The sequence below is a fragment of the Streptococcus sp. E17BB genome (assembly GCF_041807725.1).
GTDB lineage: Bacteria > Bacillota > Bacilli > Lactobacillales > Streptococcaceae > Streptococcus > Streptococcus entericus.
Genome location: NZ_JBGTZC010000007.1, coordinates 1 through 17,682, shown reverse-complemented (window position 1 = coordinate 17,682; position 17,682 = coordinate 1). Strand labels below are relative to the sequence as shown.

Genomic DNA, 17,682 nt, shown 5'->3' with positions numbered 1-17,682 from the left:
TTTATTCTCCTGTTAAAATAGCTAGGGTTTGATAGGGTTGCAGGGTCAGGCGTGCACCGAGCTCGGTCGACCTATAGTTGCTGATGAGGACACGTCCTGCTTGATAAGTAGCAGCTAAGTCCAAGGTCACGTTTTCAGCAAAGAAGTTATTGATCACCAGCAAGCTCTGTCCATCCAGCTGTCGCTCGAAGGCATAGACCTTGTCGCTGTCGGTGTAGGCGGCTCGGTAATCCCCCTCTGATATGATAGGGTATGCTTTTCGGAGTTGAATGAGCTGTTGGTAGAAGGGGAAGATTTTACCATTTTTCTCGGTTTCAACATTGATGGTCTCATAGGACTTGCCGACTTTTAGCCACGGGGTAGCTGTTGAGAAGCCTGCATGTTCGCTACTATCCCACTGCATGGGTGTGCGTGAATTATCACGGGACTTGGCCTTGATAATAGCAAAAGCTTCTTGCGGAGCTTTGCCATTTTCCAAGAGCATGGCATAGGCGTTGAGGCTCTCCACATCCACGTAGTCGGACATGGCGTCATAATCAGGATCCAGCATGCCAATCTCCTCGCCCATGTAAATGTAGGGGGTGCCACGAGAGAGGTGAATAGACGCCGCCAGCATGGTCGCTCCCTCTTCACGGAAGTTGTCCACATCCACAAAGCGATTGAGGGCACGGGGCTGGTCGTGGTTGTTGTAGAAGAGGGCATTCCAGCCATTGCCTGCACTCATGCCTTCTCCCCAGTTGTGAAAGAGCTCTTGTAAGGCCTTGAAATCAAAGTCCATAATGGTCCATTTTTGCCCGTCCTTGTAGTCCACCTTAAGGTGGTGGAAGTTAAAGGCCATAGCCAGCTCCTCCCGCTCTGGGGCAGTGTAGAGGATGCAGTTGTCAATGGTGGTCGCAGACATCTCGCCCACCGTCATAAAGCTGGGGTCAGTGCCAAAGCTAGCTTGGTTGAGGGCGTGGAGGTAGTCGTGGGTGATGGGGCGATCGGTGTAAGCAGGTTTACCGTCGTTTATCGGGCAGTCCTCTAGCACCTCGTCCTTGCCGATGAGGTTGATGACATCAAAGCGGAAGCCTTTGACGCCCTTGTCCTTCCAGAAATTGACCACCTTGAACAGCTCCTTGCGGACATAGGGATTGCGCCAGTTGAGATCAGCCTGCGTCTCGTCAAAGAGGTGGAGGTAGTATTTTCCTGTATCGCCAAAAGGCGCCCAGGCAGAGCCACCAAACTTTGATACCCAGTCGGTCGGCTGGTCTCTCAAGATAAAGAAATCTTGGTAAAAAGCATCGCCAGCCAAGGCTTTCTGAAACCACTCGTGTTCGGTCGAGCAGTGATTGAGCACCATGTCCAGCATAAAGTCGATGCCCAGCTCTTTACCTCTAGCAACCATCTCCTCAAAATCGGCCATGGTTCCAAAAAGCGGATGAACTGCCGTGTAGTCAGCAACATCATAGCCGTTGTCCCGCTGAGGGCTAGGGTAAAAGGGATTGAGCCAGACCATATCAATGCCCAGCTCCGCCAAATAAGGGAGTTTGTCGATGATGCCACGCAGGTCGCCGATACCGTTACCAGTCGTATCTTTGTAGGATTTGGGGTAAATCTGGTAGACCACCTTTGTCTTGTCCAGTGTCATGAGGTGTCCTTTCTTTTTTGAAAAATAGCAGAGCAGGTAGTTGACCACATCATGGTCCAAACCACAAAAAACAAAATATTAAACGATAAAAATTGACAAATAAGAGAAAATTCTGTAAACTAGAAATGTAAGCGAATCTGAACTTGTTTTTCGTTAGAAAGGAGAACGATAAAATCGAAAAACAGCCCTATCTGACTAAATACAATCGGAGGAAAACAATGATACCATCAGCAAAAATAGGCAAACTTTTAGCCGCTTGCTTCATCACATCATTAGCTCTCGCACCCTCTATATCAGCAGATAGCATAACAGTGACCGACCGCTATCAACCACGTGCCATAGTTCTTGACGATCCAGGATACAGAAGTGGATGTTGGAAATATTTGTACACCATTGAATCTTATAGCTATTATCAACATACTGGAACAGGTAGACGAACTAGTCTACAGACGACATCGACAGTTAATTACACGGTCAATACCGTAATAAGTGGCTGGGCAACTCATTCAAGTTCTTGGCCTATTCCAACATACAATCCTGCTTTTGCTGGCTTAATGGGAGGGTGTCCATGATATCAACTAATAAACTAAAATCTCACAGCGATTGGCAGGATTGGCTCAACAACCAGCTAAACTTGCCCCTAAACCAAGCAGAGCAAATAGCCCTCACTAGATCCATAGACCAGCTCGAAACAGGAGACTACCTCCCCAAAGTCGTCCAGCAACTCAAAGACAAACTAGCCCCGCTGGCCTGGGACGGCAACCTGTCCCAGCATGGTCTAGCCCTCTACACAGAGGTCTGCCGGCGCATGCCGACAACAGGGGCTTCCAGTTGGTGGAATCGCTTCATCAGACCACGCCGATAAAATAACTTGAAACCTTATGACCTATGTATTCACATCTCAGCACGCCCCTGACTGGCTAATTCGTGTCCACTCTTTGTCATATGCCCTTGCAATACCAACCGTATTACTCTTTCTTGATTGAACTCAAGCTTGCCTAGTCAACCGAACACTTCGATTACGAATACAAGTTCTTAGTTTGAAATAAAGTAGCAGTTTTATCATTTGGCGAAACTGCTACTTTTTTATAATCATCTGATGATCCTTTAACAGTAACCAGCTGTCAGCAAGTGCTCACCATGAGCAATAGCACGCGGCAAATCACCGATAACAGTGATATTAAATTGCTCTGTATTGGTCACGATGATCGGCGTTTCTGTAATCAGACCAGCAGCTGAGATGACCTCTTGGTCAAAGCTGATGAGCTTATCTCCAGCTGCCACTCGGTCGCCTTGCTTGACGTGAGCCTCGAACCCTTTACCCTCTAGGCTAACCGTGTCCATACCGATGTGGATAAGCAACTCAATCCCATCATCGGTTGTTAACCCAATGGCATGTTTGGTCGGAAAGAGCACAGATACCGTACCAGCTACAGGCGCTGTCAACAGACCTTGACTCGGTTCAATCACCACACCTTGTCCCATTAGCCCTTGGGCAAAGACAGGATCAGTTGCCGTGTTAAGAGCCTTGACCTGACCTGCTAAGGGGCTTTGGACAAGGATGTCCTTACTTGCAACCTTAGCAGGACTGGGCTTTTTTACAGTCCCCTCACGGTCTGCCTTAGCCTCGTCTTCTGACTTGGTCAGGATACCAGCCTTACGGAAGAAGAAGGTCAACACAATTGGGACAGCGATGGCAACAGCCATTGCTACGAGGAAAGCTCCCCAGTATTGCGCTTTAATCGCTAAGATACCTGGCAAACCACCGACACCGATGGAATTAGACTGAATGCCTAGGGTTGTTGACAAGAGACCTGCAAAACCAGAACCTGCAAGACCTGCAACAAATGGGTAAACGTACTTGACGTTAACACCAAAGAGGGCTGGTTCAGTCACGCCAAGGTAGGCTGAGATAGCTGCTGGAAGCGAAATTTGAGCTTCTTTTTCATTGTTGCGGTTCATGAAGTAGTAACCAAGCACTGCTGAACCTTGCGCAATGTTTGACAAAGCAATCATCGGCCAGAGACCTGTACCACCAGCATCTGCAATCAACTGCGTGTCAATGGCATTGGTCATGTGGTGAAGACCAGTGATGACAAACGGTGCATAAAGCGAACCAAAGATAAGACCGAACAAGGCTTTCAAGGGACCAGTCAAACCAGCTAAAACAATGGTTGACAAGCCTTGACCTAACCACCAGCCAAATGGTCCCAATACGGTGTGTGCCAAGATAAGCGCTGGAAGCAAGGACAAGAATGGCACGAAAATCATAGAAATCACTTCTGGGATACGTTTACGCCAGAAAATTTCAAGGTAAGATAGGGACAAACCAGCCAAGAGAGCTGGGATAACCTGAGCTTGGTAACCAATACGGTTAATTGTAAAGCTACCAAAGTTCCATACCCACTCCTCAGCAATGACAGAAGCATCTGTGCCAGGCACTGCGTAGGCATTGAGCAATTGCGGTGACACCAAGCAGATACCAAGGACGATGCCAAGGATTTGAGAGGTTCCCATCTTACGCGTAACAGACCAAGTAATCCCTACAGGCAAGAAGTGGAAGATCGCTTCACCTGGTAACCAAAGGAAATGGTTAACCCCATTCCAGAATGGAGAAACTTGTGTGATGGTGTTCCAGACAGGATTACCATCTGCGTCAAATACAGGCTTGCCGTCTGCCATGGCTTGACCTAGCCATTCCATGCCGACACCTTCAAGCAGGTTACGGAAACCTAAAATCAAACCGCCGACGATGATGGCTGGTAAGATTGGGGTGAAAATCTCTGCCAACATGGTCATGACACGCTGGATAGCGTTTTGGTTGCTTTTAGCTGCTGATTTAGCAGCTTCTTTTGAAACGCCTTCGATACCAGATACGGCAGTGAAGTCGTTGTAGAAAATCGGCACATCATTACCGATAATCACTTGGAACTGACCAGCGTTGGTAAAGGTTCCTTTGACCGCTGGGATAGCTTCGATAGTCTTGATGTCTGCTGCTTTATCATCTTTTAAAACAAAGCGCATACGGGTGGCACAGTGGGTAACCGCTGTGATGTTCTCTTTACCGCCAACAGCTGCTAACAGCTGTTTCGCGTCTTCTTGGAATTTTCCCATTATCTTTGTGCGCTAGATAACTAGCTCCTCCTATTTTTTTGAAAAAGGTCGTACAACTTTTTACACCCTCATTGTAACCGACAACAAAATTGTCTGCAAGTTGTTTGGTGCTATTTTTTGACTTTTTTGTTAAAATAAGATAACTTGTCTGGAAAAACAACAACATTTGAAAGAGAATGCTACGTTTATGAAAAAATATGAGATTATTTTCAAAAAGTTGGAACAAGACATTCTAACAGGCCATCTAGCGCCAGGAGATTATCTACCAACAGAAATCGAACTCAGCCAGCACCATCAGGCCAGCCGAGACACTGTCCGGAAAGCTCTGCAATTGCTCACCGATACTGGTCTCATCCAAAAAATGCAGGGTCGCGGGACCCAAGTCAGCAAGCGAGAGCGGTTCAACTTTCCGGTATCTGATCTCATCAGTTACCAAGAATTGGTCACAAACTTTGGCATCAATTCAACGACACGGCTGGTTAGTATCGACAAGGTCATCATTGACGACAAACTCCACACACTGACAGGCTTTCCAAAACACACCATCATCTGGCGGGTCACTCGCCAGCGCATCGTTGATGGTGTTGCCGCAGTGGTCGACATCGATTACCTCCTCAAGCGTCTAGTCCCTGAGATGACACGAGAAATAGCCGAGCGGTCAATTTATGCCTATCTGGAAAATCAATTAAACCTTGACATTGCCTCTGCCCAAAAAGAGATTACCATCGACCATGTCACCGAAAGTGATAAACGGTTGCTTGACTTAGGCAAGGATGCCCACGTCGTTTCTGTCAAGTCACAGGTCTTTTTGGCAGATGGACAACAGTTCCAATTCACCGAGAGCCGCCATAAACTGGAAAAGTTCAGATTTGTTGATTTAGCCAAGCGAAAGCGATTATAGCTTAAGACGAAACAGGAGGCATTTCTGCCTCCTGTTTCGTCTTATTTTTCGGTCAATAGCTGCGCTTCTAACATGGCTTGGTGCCTAGGAGAGTATTTTTATTAATCTTTTTTAACTTACAATAGTGCTAACTATCAAGTATATTTCCCATATTGGCACGAAAGCTCTCCGTAACGGTATAACTACCATAAACTATATCTTGATGTTAGATGCTATTATACTATAAGAAAAAGTGGCGAATGCCACTTTTTATAAAACTAATATAGATTTTCCCATTGCGTAATAGAGTTCGGAAGAACAGTCTTATACTGTGTATAAAACTCCATTAATTCGTCACTAGAAATACAAATAATATTATTCAATTTTTCAGCATTTGAAATACTAGGAGCAAATAAGTAAACTACATATCCATTCTTGATATATTCTGCATAATCCATAGCATTTAATGTCGGAGCTTTTCTTCCCTTTACTTGTACAACTGCCTTTTCCTGTTTTTCAGGATTTCTAGACATCAATTCACACTCAATCTTAATGGTTGTTGATTTATTGGCTATAGAATTGGACAAGACGTAATAATCTTTAGTAATCTGTAAGTAGGAAATAACTAGCTCTTCCAAATCAAAATCTGGCAGATTATCTAAAATATTTCCTTTTAACTTATCAACTGTGTAATGTGTCCTACCCGAAGCAGTATTAAAAACGGATTTCGAGTACTCGATTATCAATTTATCCCAAATCCTTTGACTAGTACCTCCTCTAGCTCGGTTAAAAGCAGCTTTAATTTGCCCTGGAACTTGTGTCCCAACAAGATAAGCCTCAACCGGAACAACTGCTCCAATATCTAAATCAGTATCATGGTAAGCTTCTGCTACTCCTTTTGCTCGACAAATCCAATAAACACCATCCAAATCTCTCGTCCAAAATAAATCATTTTCTATTGTATCTCTAAAAATATTTAAGACACTTGGTGTCTTTTTCCTCTGTTTCTTTAACGTACTCTGAATGGCAATATAATACTCTTGGTAGCTATCATATGTATCATAGCTCCAACCAATAGCAACGTATTGATTAGAATTTCTCAGACAAAAATCAATCAATTCTTTTCGATTTTTCGTTGAACCCGTTTTCAAGTGAATCCGTGTAACATAGTCCATAACTTCTAAAACTCCTTTACATTTAGATACCTAAAATCCGATTGATGGTTTGAATAGCATCATCCAAGCTGTGACAATAGCTAACACTTTGCCTGATGTGATCAATCTGAAAATCAGATACAAACATCGAGGTTGTCAGAGTTTGCTTATCCCAATAATTAGAAACTGTAAAAGTATAATCACCATTCCATTCTTTTTTAACCACTAATGAAATCATTCCTCTTCTCCTTCTTAGATTATAGCAGTGATTGCTTGATAAAGCAATACTTTTTATGCTTAGTATAACAGCGATTTACGCTATTGCCGATCTGCTAAAAAATGCTTGAAGATCTTTTGCTGTTGAAATTTTTTGAGTGCTCTGTAATTCCTGACAGATAGCCTTAAAAATAACCTGAATACGGTACGGATAATCGAGGTGTTCTAGGTCTAGTTGATACTGTTTCGCAATACCTTTAGAACTTGTTTTTCTCTTCCATTCAGGATGTAGTTGTGTGACCATTTGCCCAGTGTCCAACCTTGGCACTTCCAGTTCTGGCAAGCTGCACTCTTGCATCTTTTCAGCCAACATCCCAAATACATAGACAGCATTATGACAAACGAGAACTGTATCTTGGCAAAAGTGTACTAGACCTTGTAGGGCTTCTGTCAAGCTAACTGCTTCCTTGAAATTCGCCTCTATTATCCCTGTAAGTTCCCGAGTGAAGTCGGATAGGGGCTGGCTGGGCTTGATAAAAACTTGATAATGTGCCAAGTTCTCAGACAAGGTAAAAGTCACAGCAGAAATTTTTATCAGGTCACGTTCACATGATAGGTTAGCAAACTGCTTACTATTTTCCCTGTTCTTCTCTAAGCATCCCACAGGACTAAGCCACTGATCTTCTATGGTTACAACTGTAAAGACAGTCTCTGACAACAGTGTTTTCGGCATAAGGTACCTCTTTTCTTCTTGATGATACTAGAATATCAAATTAGATGGACAAAAATCGTCCATCTATTTATTTTTATATAACTGCTGCATCTCATCAATCAATTGTCGCAGCTCATCTACCAAAGGTTGAGGGGACAAAACTTTGAGGGACGCTCCTTGGCTGAGCAACCAGCGTTTGAGACCTGGAGTATCCTGGGTATGTACTTCTAGCATTGCGCTGCCATTTCCCAAAGAAAGAAGCCTCGCATCAGGAAACTGATCAAGGACAATGGTAGGATCGGCACCAAATAGTAACTTGACCCTAATATCTTTTCCAAGAAAGGCGTCAACGTGGCGATTGCGGACGTCACCATCACGGAATTTCCGACCATAGGACAGGGAAGGTTTTCCCTCATCAGAAGGGAACCATGAGAGGATTCGATCTAGCTTAAAGGTCGTATAGGTCTGATGAAACAGATGATAAGCCACCAAATAAAAATAGTGGTTGTCATAGTAGAGCGAAACAGGAAAAATCGTGTGCGACTTGGCTTGATCGCGATAAGGCGACTTGTAGACAATCGTCATAACCTGTTCTTTGTAAATCGCTTGCGACCATTCCCAAATCTTCTCAATCCTATCCTGCTCGTCACTCAAGGGAGTGTAATTCAAAAGCTCACTAGCAATCGTATCCTGAATCTCTTGACGCTCTTCTTTGCTTACCAGACCAAGCAAGCTATCAAGCAAAGCTTTGTTTTCTGCCTTGTTCAGGGCTCGATTTTCCAGTAAAATCTTGGTAACGATTAGAATATCCTTCTTGTTAAACAGAGATTTTCCCTTGAGGTAGCGGGTGTGATGCTTGGCATCATAGACCAATTCTCCCGCTATCATGGGCTGGGTATCTATAAAGTCACTCAAACGAGAAAAGTCTCTCTGAATCGTTTTCGGATCCACTTCAAACTCATCCGCTAACTGAGCTTTCGTTAGGTGAGCTCCAGCCTGTAAACGGATAAAAATGCTCAATAGCCGCTCTTGGTCGTTCATAATCTGCTCCTCTTGAGGCTATTATATCATATTTCATCGTTCTCAAAGACCTTCTAAATAAAGAATCTCAACAATAACATACAAACTTAGGTTGCAGAATTGAAAGATAAAAACAAATCATTCCTATACACATTCAAAAAACTTTAAGTAAACAACTCCTTAAAATATTATCCAACAAAAAAGTAGCTCTTCAAAGCTACTATTTTTGGTCTTCCACCTTTTCAATACACCACGCCACCAACTCCTCCAAGCGCTCGATTTGATCGGTCATGTGAAGGTAGCCGATCACCGCTTCAAAGCCCGTCGAGACCTTGTAGGTGACAATGTCTGTGTTCTTGGCCTTGGTTTGGCTGTTGGCGTTGCGCCCACGCTTATAAATCTCGATTTCTTTTTCGGTCAATAGCTGCGCTTCTAACATGGCTTGAACCAGCATGGCCTGTGCCTTGGCGGACACATAGTGGGTTGCTAGGCGGTGCAGCTGGTTAGGCTTGGTCTGCCCAGTCATGATGAGGTGGCGGCGAATGTACATGGCGTACACAGCATCTCCCTCAAAAGCCAAGGCAATCCCGTTGATCAGATTGACGTCTACTGGTCTAGTCACGCGTCCACCTCACCCCATCCTTGGTATCCAAAAGCTTAATGCCTCTGCGAGCCAATTCGTCCCGAATGCGGTCTGCGGTAGCAAAGTCACGGTTGGCACGTGCTTCCTGCCGCTCGGCAATTAGCGCTTCGATAGCACTGTCGAGGACTTCCTCTTCAAAGACGATGCCAAAGACCTCCAGCATGGCCGCAAAGGCTGTCTTGACAGCTGGTGTGTAGTTGCCTGAGTTGATCCACTTAGCCAGCTCGAAAACAACCGTAATGCCGTTGGCGGCATTGATGTCATCATCCATGCTGTCTGTGAAGCGAGCGACAAAGTCCGCCAACACTGCCTCGTCAGCTGTCGCTGTCAGAGGCTGGGTATAGGCATTTTTCAGGTACTTAAGGTTAACTTCAGCATCATAGATGGCTTTTTCCGAAAAGTTAATCGGCTTTCTATAATGCTGGGTCGCTAGGAAGAAGCGCAAGACCTGACCATCAATCTTATCCAACAAGTCACGGGCAAAGACAAAGTTACCTAGCGACTTGGACATCTTTTCATTGTCCACATTGACAAAGCCATTGTGGAGCCAGTAGTTGGCAAAGGTGTGTCCTGTCTTGCACTCACTTTGGGCGATTTCGTTGGTATGGTGCGGAAACTCAAGATCAGCTCCTCCACCGTGGATATCAATCGTATCCCCCAGTAGCTCTGTCGCCATGACCGAGCACTCGATGTGCCAGCCTGGTCGACCTGCTCCCCAAGGACTATCCCATGAAATCTCACCTGACTTGGCAGACTTCCAGAGGGCAAAATCCAGCGGATTTTCCTTGCGGGCTGTTTCCTCGTCAGTCCGACCACTAGCACCGATTTCGAGGTCAGCGAGGGTTTTATTGGCTAGTTTGGCGTAGTTAGTGGCCTTCTCGACACGGAAGTAAACATCCCCATCTGCCTCATAAGCGCAGCCATTTCCCAAAAGCACCTCGATAAAGGCAATAATCTCGGCCATATAGTCCATGACGCGAGGGTTCTTGGTCGCAGGCTTGACAAAGAGCTGGGCAGTATCTTCCTTAAAAGCGGCGATGAACTGGTCAGCCAACTCCTTTGGCGTCATTTGGCTTTCCGCAGCCGCCCTTATAATCTTGTCGTCCACGTCGGTGAAGTTGCTGATGTAGGTGACGTCGTAGCCACGGTACTCCAAATAGCGGCGAATGGTGTCAAAAGCGACCGTCGAGCGGGCGTTGCCGATGTGAATGTAGTTGTAAACCGTCGGTCCGCAAACATACATCTTGACCTTTCCCTCTTCCAAGGGCAAAAAGTCACGCAAGCTGCGGGTCATGGTGTCGTAGAGTTTAATCATATAGTCCTCATTCATTCTTTTGAAAAATAGCAGAGCAGGTTAGTTTTTAGAGTGCTGATAGATATAAGACAAATAATCATACACTGCTGAAGAGCTCTCAGCAGCAGAAAAGGGAATGTGAACAACATTTAGGTATCTTGCTTCTCTATAAATGCTTTCTTTTCCCATTATAACACAAAACCCTGCACCATGACAGGTGCAGAGAGTTCTTTACATCGCTAAATATCTCACTATCACCAACGCCACGTCAAAAAAGGTCATGACATCTGCGGTGCGCTCGTCTGCCCGCTTGTCCCACTGGTTGCTGGTATGATCAACATAGTCCGCTGAGTAGAAAAACTGGTAGACCTTGGCTTGTCGATACTGCGCCCACGCCATGATAGCTGAGGCCTCCATGTCCACCACCGTCGCTCCAGCCGCCAAGCGCCTCGCCACCTTGTCCGCCGTCTCGCGGTAAAAAGCGTCCGTCGTCCAGCTCTTTGCCCGCACATGTGGGATCCCTGCGGCATCTAAGGCCTTTTCCATGGTCAATAGCAAAGCTGGATCATAGGCAATCTCATCGCTAGCAGGAGCGTAGTGGTAGCTTGTCCCCTCATCCCGTAGGGCAGAGGCTGGCAAGATAATACGGTCAGCCTTGAGCGACTTGTCCAAGACCCCACACGAGCCCAGAACGATAAAGTGTTCAAATCCAAATGCCTTTAACTCCTCCAACTGACCAACTGCCATCGGAGCTCCAACTACCGCCAGCATGACAGCAACCTGGACCCCATCGTGTTCGTAAAGGTAGATGGGATTGTGCCCGTTGATGCTGTTCATATAGCCAATCTGCCTGACACCTGCCATCTGACGCACCCGCTCTACGATTTCCCCATTAAACGAGTAAATCAAGGTCGAACAGGCCTCATCCACACGATGGCTGAGCCCTAGATTATCTGGTTCGATAACCGCAGGAATCGGATTAAATTCCGTTAATAACATACTTCTCACCCCCTCCACATTTACTCTATCTTACAACTCCGATGACTGGTGACTGCTTTCTTTCAGCTGTTCCAGTTTAGACGTGTAATAGAGCGACTCACGTTCCTCCTCAATTTGATGAATGACCAGATCATCTTTTTTACCGTGCACCCGAACGACACGTGCTGGAACACCGACAACCGTCACATCAGCAGGAACATCGGCAAGCACCACAGAAGCCGCTCCCACTTTAGCATTTTCCCCAATCTCTATCGGACCAATCAGTTGCGAATGAGCCGAAATCAAGGCCCCTCGCCGTATGGTCGGGTGACGCTTACCCGTGTCTTTCCCCGTGCCACCAAGTGTCACCCCGTGGTAGAGCATGACACCTTCCTCGATGACAGCAGTCTCACCGATTACCAGACCAGACCCATGGTCAATGAAGACCCCAGCCGCAATCTCAGCTCCTGGGTGAATCTCTATCTGGGTCCAAAACCGCCAGAACTGACTGTGCATACGTGCTAAGAGCTTGAAGTCACGTTGCCAAAGCCAGTGGGACAGGCGATGGGCAGCTAAAGCTTTGACGCCAGGATAGGTCAAAAGAACCTCCGCCGTTGTCCGCGCCGCAGGATCTAGCTGTTTGATGATCGCAATCGTTTTTGCCCACCAGCCCATATCTTCCTCTCCTTTATATCATATCAGTAATCAGTTTAAATCGTGTATCAAAAATGAACAACGTCCACCAGAGAGCTTCAGGATGTTGGCTATTCACTCTGACATCGAGCTAGCCGAACTTACATCCAGACTAAGCTTTCGGCTCTAGCTGTTCCCATAGCAAAAGTTCCATCCCCTCGTCGAAAGGGTTAATGGCAATCCCTGTCGTCTCATCTAGGATATTTTTCCCGGCTGGCGGGGTCTTAAACCGACTCAATTCCCAGACCATAATGACACCTTCTTGTTGACGGAAAAAGCCACCAAAATTCTCATCGTTGTACCATCTCGCAAAGCTGACGAGGTTAGAAAAGACAGGGACGTAGTGCTGCCCTTCTGGATTGGTCATCATGGCAAAAATCCGCACCAGATTACCATCCTCGTCCTTGCGATGATAGGCAGGGATCAGGTAGGTCTTATCCAGTTTATCAGCAGCCTGATTGTCCTCTCCTAACACCCGATTCAGAACCTGCGTGTGGTGATTGACAAAAGTGATCATATCACTGGTCTTAATCAATGTGGAGTTGCCTCCGTCGCCTGACTTCTTCAAGTTGAAGACCAGTCCTGCCAGCTGTTTTTCAATCGCTTCACGCAAGACATCCAGCGCCGAACGATCGACCCAGTTCTGTTGGTTCGCACTGGCTTGCAGTGCTTTAAATTGATTCAAGTCAGCGACATCTGTAAAAACCGGAACAACCTTTTGACCTTCAACCTCGATAGCATAGGGTTTATCACTGGCAAGTACAGTTTCACCATGAAAAGCATTGACCAAACCCAAGGCATCCAAAAAATTAGTCGGGTCAGCGATAAAGGCACGCAGGCGCTTATCTAGTTCCTTGGTTAGTTTTATTTTCATCATATTCTCCTTAAAAAGCGGGAAATGGGCAGAGTTCAGTCATCAGAAACTGGCTCAACACGATTAAGCCTATCTGTTCACTGATGATGACGCTAGAGCTAGCTAAACAGAAACAATGAACAGAACAATCACGCCCAACTTCCCTTATCTCGGTAATGAGTTTAGTTTTCAGCAGATCCAGTTGCAGGACGGTCAGCTTTTTCACGGCGTGGTTTACGTTCGCCATCCTTGCCTTCTGGTTTTGGCGGACGTGGCAATAAGGCTTTCATAGAGGCATCCACACGACCACGGTCGTCAATCTTGATAATCATGACATCCACTTCGTCACCGATTTCCACCAAGTCCTCAACACGGTTCACTCGGTTCCATGCCATCTCAGAGATATGCACCATAGCATCTGTTTTATCAAAGAGGTTGACAAAAGCACCAAATTTTTCAATGCGGACAACCTTGGCCTTGTAGACCTCACCGACCTTGGCTTCACGCACCAGACTTGCAATAATCTCCTTGGCACGGTTCATGGCAGCTTGGTCGCTAGAGAAGATGGACACCAAACCGTCTTCTTCGATGTCAATTTTGACACCTGTCTCAGCGATAATCTTGTCGATGGTCTCACCACCCTTACCGATGACCACTTTAATCTTGTCTACATCAATCATGATGGTGTCAATCTTCGGTGCAGTCGGTGCCAATTCTGGACGAACAGCTGGGATAGCCTCGTGCAGCACATCCAGGATTTCAAAGCGAGCTTTCTTGGCTTGTGCCAGAGCTTCTTCCAAAATTTGCGGCGTAATACCCTCAATCTTGATGTCCATTTGCAGGGCTGTAATCCCTTCACGCGTCCCCGCTACCTTGAAGTCCATATCACCAAAGTGGTCTTCCAGACCTTGAATGTCGGTCAAGATGGTGTAGTTGTTCCCATCTGAAATCAGCCCCATGGCAATCCCTGCGACAGGTGCCTTAATCGGCACCCCACCAGCCATGAGCGCCAGCGTGCCTGCACAGATAGAGGCCTGTGAGGAGGAACCGTTGGATTCCAAGACCTCTGCGACCAAACGAATGGCATAAGGGAACTCCTCAAGGCTCGGCAAGACTTGCTCCAGAGCCCGTTCACCAAGTGCCCCGTGACCAATCTCACGGCGACCAGGTGCACCGTAACGTCCAGTTGAACCGACAGAGTACTGCGGGAAATTGTAATGATGCAAGAATCGTTTCTTGTATTCCGGATCTAAACCGTCAACGATTTGGGTATCTCCCATCGGAGCAAGGGTCAAGACGGACAGGGCTTGGGTCTGCCCACGCGTAAAGAGACCAGAACCGTGTACCTGTGGTAAAAAGTCCACTTCCGCATCCAGCGGACGGATTTCATCGACACGACGACCATCTGGACGAATTTTGTCCTCGGTGATGAGACGACGCACTTCGGCATGCTCCATGAGCTCCAAGATTTCCGCCACGTCACGCATGATGCGGTCGTAGTCCTCATGGTCAGCGTAACGCTCTGCATAGACAGCTGTCACACGCTCACGGACGGCGTTGGTCGCATCTTCACGCGCCAGCTTTTCCTCAACTTGAACAGCAGCTTGGAGGTCGGCGTTGTAGGCAGCGATAATCTCCGCCTGAAGTTCAGGATCGACCTGCAAGAGCTCCACATCTGCCTTTTCCTTGCCGACAGCGGCCACAATGTGCTCTTGGAAAGCAATTAGTTCTTGGATGGCTTGGTGGCCCAATAGCAGAGCTTCCAGCATGATGTCTTCTGACAATTCCTTAGCACCAGACTCCACCATGTTGATGGCTTCTTTGGTACCAGCAACGGTCAATTCCAGCAAGGATTTTTCCTGTTCTTTCTTGGTTGGATTGATGATAAAGCGACCATCGACATAGCCCACCTGTACCCCAGCAATCGGCCCATTGAAAGGAATATCTGAAATAGACAGAGCCAGCGAGCTACCAAACATGGCTGCCATTGGAGCGCTAGCATTTTCATCATAGGAAAGAACCGTGTTGATGACCTGCACCTCGTTGCGGAACCCTTCGGCAAACATTGGGCGAATCGGACGGTCAATCAAGCGAGCAGTCAGGGTTGCATCCGTTGACGGACGACCTTCCCGCTTGTGGAAGCCACCAGGGAACTTGCCAGCTGCATACATTTTTTCCTCGTAGTTGACTTGGAGAGGGAAAAAGTCGCCTGTGGACATTTTCTTAGACATGACCGCAGCGGTCAGGACAGTTGAGTTACCGTAGCGGGTCACCACGCTACCATTGGCTTGCTTGGCCAGCTGACCAACCTCAACCACGAGTGGCTGACCAGCAAAGATTGTTTCAAAAACTTGTTTGGACATGAGTGTCTCCTTATAAATGTAGTATTAAGACACGTCCTTCAATAGACCGGTTCCAATACAACGGCTAGCTATAACGTAGCCGCTTAAGAAGTCAATTCCATTGAGGACAAGGTCTGATACTAGGTTTGCTACAAAGGTCAAGGCAGTTGCTCTGCTATTGCCCCAAAACCACCCTCAACTTTGTATCAAGCCACTAGTATCCCTTTTATTTTACCACAAATTCAACCTTATGAGGCAAAAATAAAAAAGCCCTAACGGACTTTTTTATTAAACGCGTTCAACTTTACCAGATTTAAGCGCACGAGCTGAAACCCAAACTTTTTTCTTTTTACCGTCAATCAAGACAGTTACTTTTTGAAGGTTTGGTTTTACAGTGCGTTTGGTTTGGTTCATCGCGTGTGAACGGTTGTTGCCTGATACAGTCTTACGACCTGTAAAGTAACATACTTTAGCCATTTGTGTTTCCTCCTACGTAGAATATATAAGGATGTGCTAGCACCACATACCCAACCATTCTACCAAAAAAGAAGAAACTTGGCAAGGGGTTAAACTGATTTTTTTATGGCTTAACTGTTCCACCAAAACAATCAGTTTTCTTCTTTTACTCTAGCTTAGACGAGAATGTTGGTCAAGCCTAACATAATCCCCCTGAGAAGCATAGCGCAATCGTTCCCAAAAACTAAAAGAACGAGATTAACTCACTTAGCAAAAACAGTGACAACAGCATGCTTGTGCGGATTTTCAATGTGTCATCACGACTATTCAGCCCGGTTTAATTCACACTTTTCAAAAATGCTTCAATCCTCGCCTCATAAGCTGCGACATCTGTTTGGAAGGTCTCCGAGTGATCTGCCCCCTTCACGATATAGAGTTCTTTATCGCCCGCTGTCGCCTCATAGTTGTCATAAACCATGTGAGTTGGGACAAAGTTATCATTATCACCGTGGATAAAGAGGATTGGTAAGGTATTTTTCTGAAGTTGCTTGACTGCGCTAGCTTCGCCATAAGTAAAACCTGCCCGTAACTTAGACAAGGCTGAAACTTGGTACAGGAGCGGAAAAGCTGGTAAGTTATACATGTCTTTGGCTTGAAAAACAAGTTCATCCCAAACACTGGTGTAACCCGCATCTTCGATAATTGCTGTCACCTGCTCAGGCAAGTTGCTCTCACCACTTGCCATCATAACAGTTGCACCCCCCATAGACAAACCGTACAGCACCAGTTCACTCGTCGGATTTTCTTCAACCAGAAGCTCTGCCCATCGAATCACATTCAACCGATCATTCCAACCATAGCCGATAAGCTGCCCGTCACTCTCACCGTGAGCGATATTATCCGGCATCAGGACATTGTAGCCTAACTTATGAAAAAGGTAGGCATAAGGCCTCATCCGCGCCTTTGTCTGACCAAATCCATGAACAACGATAACGGTCTTATCTGTTTTCTGCGCTGCTGGAACATACCAGGCCACCTGCTTCAAATTTTGATGGGTCATCTGGCGTTCTTCTTTAGGCAGTTTATCAAAAGCCTCTTGGTAGGCATAAAGGGGGCTATCCGCAGGGGTCTCATCACTAGACACAAACGATTTTTCGCCCCTCACCTGTGCGACATCAAAAAAGTAAAAGCTAGCAGCGACTGAGCCCAAAACTGCTACGACACAGAGAGCTTCTAAAATCTTCAAAAATATGCGTTTTTTCATAAGTTTCATTATAACGGATAATACCATTTTTGAAAAGTGTTATCACTTTTTGCTTTGATAGAACAAATAAAATTCAGTGTCAATGCTAATGAGGAATAGCCCTTATTTTTTGGGAGCATGTGGAAACCACGGACATGTTTCTATTCATACAGAAGTCTTTAAGGATTGGTTTAACTATAAGTTCTATCGTTGCCACCATAGTCTCAATCATTGCTACTATTATGTCTGTCATTGCACTCTTAGGGTGATATAATCAGTTAAAATTCAGTTATTTTGATAAAATCAAAAGAAAAAAGCCTAGAAACGTTGATGTACTGACCCCCAAAAGTTGGACAAGAAATATTATTGAAAGGATTTAATTCTGTATTGCACAGGACTAAGTCCTTTTAATTTTGTTTTGATTCGTTTGTTATTGTAGTAAAAAATATAATCG

17 protein-coding genes are annotated in these 17,682 nt (G+C 45.9%); 2 read left to right on the top strand and 15 right to left on the bottom strand.

All coding sequences use genetic code 11. From position 1 onward, the window contains the following. Position 1: 1 nt before the first annotated feature. A complete protein-coding gene (treC, locus tag ACERC7_RS02610; protein WP_373666051.1) occupies positions 2–1,630 on the bottom strand; it encodes an alpha,alpha-phosphotrehalase in 1,629 nt (542 codons plus the stop codon). Between the two features lie 568 nt (positions 1,631–2,198). Here treC and ACERC7_RS02605 point away from each other — a divergent pair. Continuing rightward, complete coding sequence (locus tag ACERC7_RS02605) at positions 2,199–2,495, top strand: hypothetical protein (RefSeq protein ID WP_373666050.1); 297 nt, start codon at positions 2,199–2,201, stop codon at positions 2,493–2,495. 242 nt (positions 2,496–2,737) lie between these two features. Here the strand turns inward: ACERC7_RS02605 and treP are convergent, their stop codons facing one another. Further along, positions 2,738–4,744, bottom strand: a complete 2,007-nt coding sequence (treP, locus tag ACERC7_RS02600) for a PTS system trehalose-specific EIIBC component (protein ID WP_373666049.1) — start codon at positions 4,742–4,744, stop codon at positions 2,738–2,740. A gap of 187 nt (positions 4,745–4,931) precedes the next feature. Here treP and treR point away from each other — a divergent pair, with 187 nt between their 5' ends. Beyond that, on the top strand, positions 4,932–5,645 hold the full coding sequence (gene treR / locus ACERC7_RS02595; RefSeq protein WP_373660418.1) for a trehalose operon repressor: 714 nt from the start codon (positions 4,932–4,934) through the stop codon (positions 5,643–5,645). A gap of 257 nt (positions 5,646–5,902) precedes the next feature. Here the strand turns inward: treR and ACERC7_RS02590 are convergent, their stop codons facing one another. The 13 genes from ACERC7_RS02590 to ACERC7_RS02530 form a co-directional block, all read right to left on the bottom strand. Beyond that, positions 5,903–6,799: a ribonuclease D gene (locus ACERC7_RS02590; protein ID WP_373666048.1), complete on the bottom strand. Its 897-nt coding sequence runs from the start codon at positions 6,797–6,799 to the stop codon at positions 5,903–5,905. 22 nt (positions 6,800–6,821) lie between these two features. Then, positions 6,822–7,016: a hypothetical protein gene (locus tag ACERC7_RS02585; protein WP_373666047.1), complete on the bottom strand. Its 195-nt coding sequence runs from the start codon at positions 7,014–7,016 to the stop codon at positions 6,822–6,824. Positions 7,017–7,091: 75 nt separating this feature from the next. Further along, positions 7,092–7,727 (bottom strand): exonuclease domain-containing protein, encoded by a 636-nt coding sequence (locus ACERC7_RS02580; RefSeq protein WP_373666046.1) that lies wholly within the window; start codon positions 7,725–7,727, stop codon positions 7,092–7,094. A 63-nt stretch (positions 7,728–7,790) separates the two neighbouring features. After that, a complete protein-coding gene (locus ACERC7_RS02575; protein WP_373666045.1) occupies positions 7,791–8,747 on the bottom strand; it encodes a helix-turn-helix transcriptional regulator in 957 nt (318 codons plus the stop codon). A 199-nt stretch (positions 8,748–8,946) separates the two neighbouring features. Next, on the bottom strand, positions 8,947–9,348 hold the full coding sequence (locus tag ACERC7_RS02570) for a Mini-ribonuclease 3 (RefSeq protein WP_373660422.1): 402 nt from the start codon (positions 9,346–9,348) through the stop codon (positions 8,947–8,949). Further along, a complete protein-coding gene (gene cysS, locus ACERC7_RS02565) occupies positions 9,341–10,684 on the bottom strand; it encodes a cysteine--tRNA ligase (RefSeq protein WP_373660423.1) in 1,344 nt (447 codons plus the stop codon). The genes ACERC7_RS02570 and cysS overlap by 8 nt, the downstream gene beginning before the upstream one ends. A 210-nt stretch (positions 10,685–10,894) precedes the next feature. Then, on the bottom strand, positions 10,895–11,662 hold the full coding sequence (locus ACERC7_RS02560) for a nucleoside phosphorylase (protein ID WP_373666044.1): 768 nt from the start codon (positions 11,660–11,662) through the stop codon (positions 10,895–10,897). A 30-nt stretch (positions 11,663–11,692) separates the two neighbouring features. After that, on the bottom strand, positions 11,693–12,316 hold the full coding sequence (gene cysE / locus ACERC7_RS02555) for a serine O-acetyltransferase (RefSeq protein WP_373659133.1): 624 nt from the start codon (positions 12,314–12,316) through the stop codon (positions 11,693–11,695). Positions 12,317–12,446: 130 nt separating this feature from the next. Continuing rightward, positions 12,447–13,208 carry an SseB family protein gene (locus tag ACERC7_RS02550; RefSeq protein ID WP_373660425.1) on the bottom strand — a complete coding sequence of 254 codons (762 nt, stop codon included), beginning with the start codon at positions 13,206–13,208 and terminating at the stop codon, positions 12,447–12,449. Positions 13,209–13,369: 161 nt separating this feature from the next. Beyond that, on the bottom strand, positions 13,370–15,550 hold the full coding sequence (pnp, locus tag ACERC7_RS02545) for a polyribonucleotide nucleotidyltransferase (protein ID WP_373666043.1): 2,181 nt from the start codon (positions 15,548–15,550) through the stop codon (positions 13,370–13,372). 267 nt (positions 15,551–15,817) lie between these two features. Further along, positions 15,818–16,006 carry a 50S ribosomal protein L28 gene (rpmB, locus tag ACERC7_RS02540; RefSeq protein WP_018369200.1) on the bottom strand — a complete coding sequence of 63 codons (189 nt, stop codon included), beginning with the start codon at positions 16,004–16,006 and terminating at the stop codon, positions 15,818–15,820. A 316-nt stretch (positions 16,007–16,322) separates the two neighbouring features. Further along, positions 16,323–17,249, bottom strand: coding sequence for an alpha/beta hydrolase (locus tag ACERC7_RS02535; protein ID WP_373666042.1), 927 nt, complete (start codon positions 17,247–17,249; stop codon positions 16,323–16,325). Positions 17,250–17,591: 342 nt separating this feature from the next. Beyond that, positions 17,592–17,682: IS3 family transposase (locus tag ACERC7_RS02530; protein WP_373660429.1), on the bottom strand; the 91-nt coding region annotated here is incomplete at its 5' end.

Bases quoted from the DNA above. Each gene is read 5' to 3' on its own strand.
- ACERC7_RS02575 (WP_373666045.1), bottom strand. From the start codon at position 8,747: ATGAACGACCAAGAGCGGCTATTGAGCATTTTTATCCGTTTACAGGCT.
- ACERC7_RS02585 (WP_373666047.1), bottom strand. From the start codon at position 7,016: ATGATTTCATTAGTGGTTAAAAAAGAATGGAATGGTGATTATACTTTT.
- ACERC7_RS02550 (WP_373660425.1), bottom strand. From the start codon at position 13,208: ATGAAAATAAAACTAACCAAGGAACTAGATAAGCGCCTGCGTGCCTTT.
- treR (WP_373660418.1), top strand. From the start codon at position 4,932: ATGAAAAAATATGAGATTATTTTCAAAAAGTTGGAACAAGACATTCTA.
- treP (WP_373666049.1), bottom strand. From the start codon at position 4,744: ATGGGAAAATTCCAAGAAGACGCGAAACAGCTGTTAGCAGCTGTTGGC.
- ACERC7_RS02560 (WP_373666044.1), bottom strand. From the start codon at position 11,662: ATGTTATTAACGGAATTTAATCCGATTCCTGCGGTTATCGAACCAGAT.
- rpmB (WP_018369200.1), bottom strand. From the start codon at position 16,006: ATGGCTAAAGTATGTTACTTTACAGGTCGTAAGACTGTATCAGGCAAC.
- ACERC7_RS02605 (WP_373666050.1), top strand. From the start codon at position 2,199: ATGATATCAACTAATAAACTAAAATCTCACAGCGATTGGCAGGATTGG.
- cysS (WP_373660423.1), bottom strand. From the start codon at position 10,684: ATGATTAAACTCTACGACACCATGACCCGCAGCTTGCGTGACTTTTTG.
- pnp (WP_373666043.1), bottom strand. From the start codon at position 15,550: ATGTCCAAACAAGTTTTTGAAACAATCTTTGCTGGTCAGCCACTCGTG.
- ACERC7_RS02590 (WP_373666048.1), bottom strand. From the start codon at position 6,799: ATGGACTATGTTACACGGATTCACTTGAAAACGGGTTCAACGAAAAAT.
- ACERC7_RS02580 (WP_373666046.1), bottom strand. From the start codon at position 7,727: ATGCCGAAAACACTGTTGTCAGAGACTGTCTTTACAGTTGTAACCATA.
- treC (WP_373666051.1), bottom strand. From the start codon at position 1,630: ATGACACTGGACAAGACAAAGGTGGTCTACCAGATTTACCCCAAATCC.
- cysE (WP_373659133.1), bottom strand. From the start codon at position 12,316: ATGGGCTGGTGGGCAAAAACGATTGCGATCATCAAACAGCTAGATCCT.
- ACERC7_RS02535 (WP_373666042.1), bottom strand. From the start codon at position 17,249: ATGAAAAAACGCATATTTTTGAAGATTTTAGAAGCTCTCTGTGTCGTA.